The sequence below is a fragment of the Methylobacterium frigidaeris genome (assembly GCF_022179185.1).
GTDB lineage: Bacteria > Pseudomonadota > Alphaproteobacteria > Rhizobiales > Beijerinckiaceae > Methylobacterium > Methylobacterium frigidaeris.
The window spans coordinates 21,484-28,601 of the sequence record NZ_BPQJ01000068.1 but is presented as its reverse complement, the minus strand read 5'-3'; the positions used below and the strand labels follow the sequence as shown (position 1 = coordinate 28,601).

The following is a 7,118-nucleotide window of genomic DNA, read 5'->3' as shown; positions in this document are numbered from 1 at the left end:
CCGTCGGCTCAAAGCCATACTTCAGGGCGGACCACTCCGATGGGGGCTGACCAAGCACGCGGGCCATGACGGCGATAGGAAAGGTGGCCCGGTTGGCGCTCATGAACCGGAAGATCCCGACGGCACCGCGCCGGTCTCCCGCGCGAACCATGCCGCGGCTTTTGACAGGATATCCCGCTCCAGCCGCAGTTGGCGCACCTCGCGGCGCAGACGGATCAGTTCTTCACGTTCGGCAGCCGTGAGGGTCTCTGTCTTTGCCTCACGGCGCTCCTCGGTCTTGTCAGCCTGTGCGACCCAGTTCCGGATGGCCTGAGCCGACGGTTCGAACTCACGGGCAAGATCTGTGGGATCGCGTCCGGCGCGGACCAGTTCGACGATCTGACGACGGAACTCAGCAGGATAGGGCAGACGTGTATGGGGCATCGGTTGCACCTCGTGGAAAAGCCTGAAGGGCTCCACGAGAGCGGGTCAACATCAGTACATCGTCTCGATCAGTTCGCACGCCGTGGCGAACCCGATGTCGCGCTGCGCCTCCAAGAAGTGCTGGCCCATCATGAGCCGGCGGGTGTGCTGGGCTACATTCGTGGCGCGGGCCCGCAAGATTGACGGGGTGCGCACCACAAGGGCACGCGGGCCGATCGCGACGACGACAGCGCCAGCCGGCGCCTTGAGGCTTCTGAAGGCAGCCATTACGCGCGCACCTCGTGCTCTTCGACGAACGCGCTCTTGCCGAAGACCTCATCGATCGCCTCGGCGATCTCGACAGCGCTCATGTCGCTGACATCGACATCCTCGAAATCCTCGTAGCCGTCGAACTCTTCCGCGACTATCTCGCGCAGAACAGCGGTGGCGCCCTCCAGCGTGGCGTGGACTGAAGTCCGGATGGTCCCGCAACCCTCGTGGTCCTCGACCGCGACAATGAAAACCTTCGTCATAATAATTCCTAAATCAGATCCAGCACCCCGGCAAAAGCACCGGCTGGCGACGAACGATCTCGTACGATGTCCGAACTTGTTAGTCAAATTAATTTTGATGTTGCAACGTCGATCCCTCGCGTGCCATAGGCCACTTATTCGTTTTAAGGAATTTCAACGTGACAGTAACACTCAAAGATCTTCTCACCTTGATTCAGAAGAATCCAGACATTGTGAATCAACTTCAGGCGCTAGCGAATCAGAGCCAGACAGCCATCCAGTCGCCGCTGGCCGTTAACCATGGCCGCGCCTGCCCATCCCTCAGCAACCTGGCGCTCGCCCAGGTCACGTTCTTCGACAACGGCATCCACAGGGCGAAGAATCGGCCCGAATTCGCGTTCACCTTCGAATTTTGGGCGGGCGACACGAGCACGCTGAAGCTCAACCGTCCCACGTGGAAGAAGAGCTTCCCCCTCGTCCACTACGACCGCTTCAAGAGCAAAATCGAAAGCCTGAAGGATTGCGGCTCAATCACCGAGGAATTCCACAACTCGCTCATCACAGCGTACCAGCACATCGAGCCCGAGCCGAACCAAGACATCACTGTGTTCCTCGGACTAGCGGCGGACAAAACCCCAGGCGTCGGGACCGCGTTCATCGACGGTCACTTCGTCTACGCCCTCGTCAAGAACCGCCGGCCCACGTACCTCGAATTCATCGTCAACGATCAGAGCTTGTCGTTCACCCGGTTCTCATCAACTGATCTGAAGGGCAATCCCCTGAAGGGCAACGCGGAGGCACAAGCCCGCTACGACCTGACGGGCAAGTTCTACGACAACTGGCCGACCTAGATCGAGCTCAACATCTCTTAGACTATATTAGACTATTAGATTCTAAGTCGAAGACTAATATTAGTCTAAGAGATGTGGCTAACTCGAAGCCTAGTTTTCCGGCTCCCGTCTCAAAATCTAAGCGTCTAGGAGGCGCCCGCTTGCTACGCTCGGCCCCAGCTTCGCTGCTCGCGCCTCAGGGGCTAAACACAGACTACCCTTCTCGGCCCACCCCGCTCTGCTCGATGTTCCTCAACGACTAAACCCGCAGGGCGCACCGACCTCAAGCTGAATCTCAATCATGCGCCGCCAGGGTGGAAGAGAGAATAGAGAGAGGGTCGGCGGGGGCATCGGGGCAGCGCCGCGGACAAGAGCGCGACAGCGCGACTATCAGGACGCGTGGATCGAGCTTATCGATTGGATAATGAACAGAGATCAGTGCTTTGTCACGATGTTAGTTCGCCTTACCACGATGTAAGGGTTCGCAGAAACTGCGCCTCTTCGCGATCACCGACCGCGATGGACAACAGCCAACGATCGTCGTCGATACGTATTTCGCGATCGACATGATCGTCACGTGTTTGTTCGTTCAAAATCCTCACAAGACCCTGGAGATCGTTAGTTGAAACGACCATCGTAATCCGAAACATGTTCATCTGACCGATCGTCTTCCGAGCAGATCGGCGACGTACACGTGCTGTACTATGGTTGCGTCGATCTCACGGACCTCAGCAGCAAGTTCGGGAAGTAGCCTGGCAACTTCGGCCAGACGCTCACGCACTCTCGCCACGACCCCCGGCTTGACCCTGGCATTCGCCCCGTCCCGACGATGGTAGTCACGAAGGAGGTCCGCACTCTTTCCGCTTTGAGAATCGACGATACCCAGAGCATAGATACGCTCAAAAATCGAAAATAGCTGATGTCCGCACATAATCTTATTTATTCTCAACGGGAAATCCGGCGGGATAAATACATGTAGCATTGCGGTGCATGCATCTGATCCAAGCGTGGATACAACGTCGGAGGAGCCATGAGGGCCAACGAAATCATCAGCAAGTACATCGATCCACAAAAGATCACCTTGAAATTCCGGCAGGATCTTGAGGACGCTCTCGCAAGAAAGGGGCCGCAAGGAAGCCCCGAGTTAATGCAAGCGATGTATGGCGATGAGAAGGGCGATCTGGAACTTGCCCAACTTCGGGCAGATCTGCTAAAGACCCAGGCAGAAGCCGATGAATCTGCTGCATCGGCAGTTCGTGATAGGGCTGAGGCTCAGCGCACGATAGGTTCATCAGCGCGTCGATCTGGGATGTCTATGCAAACTCATGAGAGCTAGAGCATGGTTTTGCCGAGGGTGACCATGGTGAGGTAGTTAGCGGCACGCTTCTCGTGATGCCGACGAGCTGGGCTTTTACTGGTTCATGGTGGCGCGACGGTCACGAGCTGCGTGCAGCCTCTGCAGCGTCGTCCTGGCCAGCCCCTCCAGTGCCTCCTCCGGGATGGGGAAGACCGAGCTGACGTTGATCTCGCACAGCACGTAAGTGTCCCCACCCTCGGGTGTGGGTGGGCCCAACAGAAAATCAGCGTCCCAGATCACAGGCAGGGTATCGCGGTCGATAGCCAGTAGGTCGACCATCTGCGGCACCCACTCCTGTTCGAGCAGGGTTCGCAGGCGCTGAAACCGGGGATCATCCGGCCCGGAGTAGCGGCGCGGTTCAGCCGGCCCGGCTTCGGGCGGCGCCAAGGCGCGGACCAGCTGATGGCCGAAGCCACCCCCTGATCACCGGACAGGTAGCCGCGGATCATTCCCTCCAGGTGCCGGGCCTGAAACGGCTGATCCACCGGCGTGCCGGTTTCTGCGAAGCTGGCTGCGCGCTCCGCCACGAAGGTATCGAGCGGCATGGTGCGCACGCGGCGCTCACCCCAAGCCTCCTGCACGATGAGATCCGTGCCGGCGGCCTGTTCGGCCTTCCAGACTCCTTGGCCACCGTTGCCGCGGTTGCGTTTGAGCACGCGCGGACCCGCGGCCACCCGCGCCGGAAACTCTGCCTCGAACGTGGCGAGGTCCCGATACACGTAGGTATCCGTGCCCCATCCCAGCGACCGGGTTTGGAACAGGACCTCCTTGGTGCCCATCCTGGCAATGACGTCCGGATGGGCGCTGACAAAGATGCCGGCCGTGGCCACCTCGCGCAGCAGCTCATCCAACGCCCCGCGCCCGTTGCGGCCGGGGGACGAGATCGGCTTCACCCAGACCAGCACGCCGTCCATGCCCATCAGCTGGGCGCGCACCTCACGGGTGAGGGCGTCCGACCAGACGGCCGGTTCGGCAGTAATCCTCTGCCGTCCCAGGGCGGCGAAGATGGCCTTGAGCCGGGTCGTCTCCGCCTGCGCCGCAGCGCGCTCCGCGGCGTCGCCCCACCAGACGAGGACCACTCTGAACGGGCGCGGGTCGGAGGCGGTCATCAGCTCGCCATTGACCTTGCCCTTGCGCCCCAGTGCCTGGTCGATCGCTGCGGTGTCGAGGTCCAACGCCTGGTCCGGGGCGGTTGCCCGTGCGGGCACTGGACCTTCCCCGGCCGATGCCGGACCGGGCGCACCGGCCAGCGTGCTACCGCCCGCGGTCTCGGCTCCGAACGGTGTTCGGCTGGCGCCGAGCGCACCCATCAAGGTGGTGGCGAGTTTGCCAGGCTCTCCGTGCGCGGACACGTGCATGTAGAGGGTGCTGGGCGAAGCGCGAAGCAGGTGATTGTGCAGGGCCGTGATCTCCACCCCGCCTTCGTGCAAGCACGCCATCACAGGATTCACCTCATCCTCGGTAAGCACCAGGTCGCCCATCACCATCACCTGGTTCTCACCGACCTTCTGGAAGGCCAGCCAGGACCCCAGGGCGAGCGCCGGTTTGATAGCCACGCCGTCGAGCGTGACCTTCAGATCGGTGCGCGGTAGGCCAACCCGATAAACCCCACCCGGCATCTCCATGCCGGGCTTGCCCAGGCCGCTGGCGATCGCCTGCTGCCAGGATTCGGCCGCCTGCGCGGGCAGCGCAAGCGCTACGAGGCCGAGAATAGATGCGAAAGCCATCATCCAGGAACGCATGGTCATCTCCTGTGTGACCAGGGGTTGAGTGCGGCCGACGTCAGGGCCGGCGCGCAGGGACCTGCAGCACGCCTTCCTCGGGCAAGGCACCGTCGCGACGCAGTTCGACCCGGCTGCCGGCCATCCAGACCTGGACACAAGGCTGGGCATCCAGGCACAGCGTGTTGCCCTTGAGCTGCCAGGTACCGGTCCGTGCCTGTCCCATGGACACGGCCTGCAGCCGGCCGCCGGGCGCGAACTGATAGGCCCAGTGCACCTCGTCGGTGACCTCCTTGCCGGTCAGACGGTCGCGGATCTGCGGCCCGGTGAGCTGCTGAAAGGCCTCCGCGGCCGGCTGCGCCAGCACCAGGCCGATCAGCAGGGCGGCGGCGCGAGGCTCGCCCATGCTGCGGGCGGACATCAGATCAACCCCGCGAGCTGCAGGGTCTCCGTCGCCAGGACCCTGCAGCCCTCGAAGTACACACACGCCGAGACCCGCGACGCGTTCCACCTCGCCGCAGCGGCCCAGTACTTCAGGAAACTCGCTAAGCTGATCCCACTCCAGCAGCTGAGCCCGGACTGATCGCCCGGGACCGCCGCCAGCTTGGTGCAGTCTGCTCAGCCGATCGGTGCCCGATCCAGATCAGCCGCGAGTTTTTCAACGAAATCCGCCGCTTTCCGGCATTCGGCGCAAGGGGATGAAGTCGCAAGATCGGCTTGTCCCGCAGACCTGCCCTCCCCCGCCTTCCGATTGTCGATGCGTTGGCCCGGACACCGTCTGCGGTGAGATCGGACGAGCACCGCTCTTTGGGGGTCGGCTCTTTTGCATGAAACGTTTCATATTTCGGATGGCTTGGGCTGCGAAGCCGCGATGCGCTCGCGACGAACGGGGGCAAGTGGCGGCTTGTCGATAATGCATTCTAGTGTCCGATGGTCGAAGAGAGCATTGGGGGTCCGTGGCGGTCCATGGCAGGTTTTTGAAACGTTTTATTGACAGCGCTTGGTATGCCCCTCTAGAGTTTCCCCATGATCCGGACGAGGGGCACGAAGAGGCCTGCTGGCGGATCGAGTCGGCGCTCTGCGGAGGGCCGCACGGGAGGAGACATGATGGCGCTTCGCGTTCAGCGCGCCGCAATCGGCGCATTGCTGGCATCCGTCACGTTCTGCGGTGCGGGATCGGCCTGCGAACTCAAGATCGGCGCACCGGCCGTCCTGTCGGGGCCCGCCGCCCAATGGGGCATCGCCCTGCGGGGGGCGCTGGAGTTCGTTGCCAAGGAGACGGCGCAGGAGCGCCGACTCGTGATCGGCGGCACGCCCTGCACCGTCTCGGTGAAGGCGATCGATTCCAAGTACACCGCCGAGGGAGCGGCGTCCGCGATGAACGCGTTGGCCGCTGACGGCATCACGGTGATCGTGGGGCCCGTCGGCTCGCCCGAAGTGACCGGGATGAAGCCCGTGGCTCTGCGCAACCGCATGGTCGCGATGGTCAACAGCTTCGCCAGGGATTCGATCGGCCCGCGCTGGCCGAACGTCTTCCACATCGGCCCGGGCCCGTCCGGATGGGCCGGCCCGATCATCGACGAGGGGCGGAAACACTACGACTTCTCCTCCGTCGGCATCGTCGCCCCGAACGACCAGGGCGGGACGGACGTCGCGGGCGTCAATGCCGAGATCTTCAAGAAAAAGGGCGTGAGCGTCGTCGAGGAATACTACCAGCGCGGCACGACCAATTTCGCTCCGATCGTCACGCGCGTGCTCCGCTCGAGTCCGGGGGCGATCGATCTGGCGTCCTCGCCGGCCGGCGACGCCGGCATCATCATCAAGCAACTGCGCCAGGCCGGTTTCGCAGGACCGATCTTTCGCCTTGGCGGGCCGGGCTTCGAGGAGATCGCCCGCGTTGCCGGCGGCGTCGAGGTGCTGAAGGACTTCCTCTGGTACGAGCCCGTCGCGATGGATGAGAGCCTGCGGATCCTGGAGAAGAAGCACCAGGATCTGATGGGCGTCCCGCGTCCGGAGAACGCCGACTTCTTCCGCTGGGTGTTCGCGGCGCGGATGATGGTTAAGGCCGCGCAGGCCGCACAGTCGGTCGACAAGCCTCAGGCGATTGCCGACGCCATGCGCAAGCTGCCGGTCGAGGACGAGAATATCGGCAAGGGATACTGGATCGGTCAGCAGTTCTTCGGGATCAATCAGGAGATGTCCTACCCGTTCGCGATCGGGCAGGTCCGCGGCGGCAAAATCCAGGACTACATCCACGCAGCCGCCGTCAAGGACGATTGATCTTCGAAAGACCGAT

The 7,118-nt window shown here is 62.5% G+C and carries 7 protein-coding genes and 2 pseudogenes; 3 read left to right on the top strand and 6 right to left on the bottom strand.

Annotated elements, in window-relative coordinates:
- Window positions 1-99 precede the first annotated feature (99 nt).
- From MFF64_RS33950 to MFF64_RS33940, 3 genes are read right to left on the bottom strand one after another with little or no spacing between them, the layout of a single operon-like run.
- Window positions 100-423 carry a transposase gene (locus MFF64_RS33950; RefSeq protein ID WP_133123188.1) on the bottom strand — a complete coding sequence of 108 codons (324 nt, stop codon included), beginning with the start codon at window positions 421-423 and terminating at the stop codon, window positions 100-102.
- Between the two features lie 51 nt (window positions 424-474).
- Window positions 475-690 (bottom strand): hypothetical protein, encoded by a 216-nt coding sequence (locus tag MFF64_RS33945; protein WP_099900680.1) that lies wholly within the window; start codon window positions 688-690, stop codon window positions 475-477.
- Window positions 690-935 carry a hypothetical protein gene (locus MFF64_RS33940; RefSeq protein ID WP_099900682.1) on the bottom strand — a complete coding sequence of 82 codons (246 nt, stop codon included), beginning with the start codon at window positions 933-935 and terminating at the stop codon, window positions 690-692. The genes MFF64_RS33945 and MFF64_RS33940 overlap by 1 nt, the downstream gene beginning before the upstream one ends.
- 158 nt (window positions 936-1,093) lie before the next feature.
- Here MFF64_RS33940 and MFF64_RS33935 point away from each other — a divergent pair, with 158 nt between their 5' ends.
- Together MFF64_RS33935 and MFF64_RS33930 are read left to right on the top strand one after the other, a co-directional pair.
- The gene (locus MFF64_RS33935; RefSeq protein ID WP_238193551.1) at window positions 1,094-1,765 is read left to right on the top strand and encodes a hypothetical protein; all 672 of its coding nucleotides are present in this window, start codon (window positions 1,094-1,096) and stop codon (window positions 1,763-1,765) included.
- A 1,009-nt stretch (window positions 1,766-2,774) separates the two neighbouring features.
- Window positions 2,775-3,080, top strand: coding sequence for a hypothetical protein (locus MFF64_RS33930; protein WP_238193550.1), 306 nt, complete (start codon window positions 2,775-2,777; stop codon window positions 3,078-3,080).
- A 75-nt stretch (window positions 3,081-3,155) separates the two neighbouring features.
- Here the strand turns inward: MFF64_RS33930 and MFF64_RS33925 are convergent.
- From MFF64_RS33925 to MFF64_RS33915, 3 genes and pseudogenes are all read right to left on the bottom strand, one after another.
- Window positions 3,156-4,210 (bottom strand): annotated as a pseudogene (locus MFF64_RS33925) (Cj0069 family protein).
- A pseudogene (locus tag MFF64_RS33920) lies at window positions 4,190-4,828 on the bottom strand (DUF1259 domain-containing protein); the annotation flags it as partial. The pseudogenes MFF64_RS33920 and MFF64_RS33925, both read right to left, overlap by 21 nt.
- Window positions 4,829-4,883: 55 nt before the next feature.
- Window positions 4,884-5,243: a hypothetical protein gene (locus tag MFF64_RS33915; protein ID WP_238193549.1), complete on the bottom strand. Its 360-nt coding sequence runs from the start codon at window positions 5,241-5,243 to the stop codon at window positions 4,884-4,886.
- A gap of 683 nt (window positions 5,244-5,926) precedes the next feature.
- Between MFF64_RS33915 and MFF64_RS33910 the strand changes: the two genes are divergently transcribed.
- On the top strand, window positions 5,927-7,102 hold the full coding sequence (locus tag MFF64_RS33910) for an ABC transporter substrate-binding protein (RefSeq protein ID WP_309296482.1): 1,176 nt from the start codon (window positions 5,927-5,929) through the stop codon (window positions 7,100-7,102).
- The last annotated feature ends 16 nt before the right edge of the window (window positions 7,103-7,118 follow it).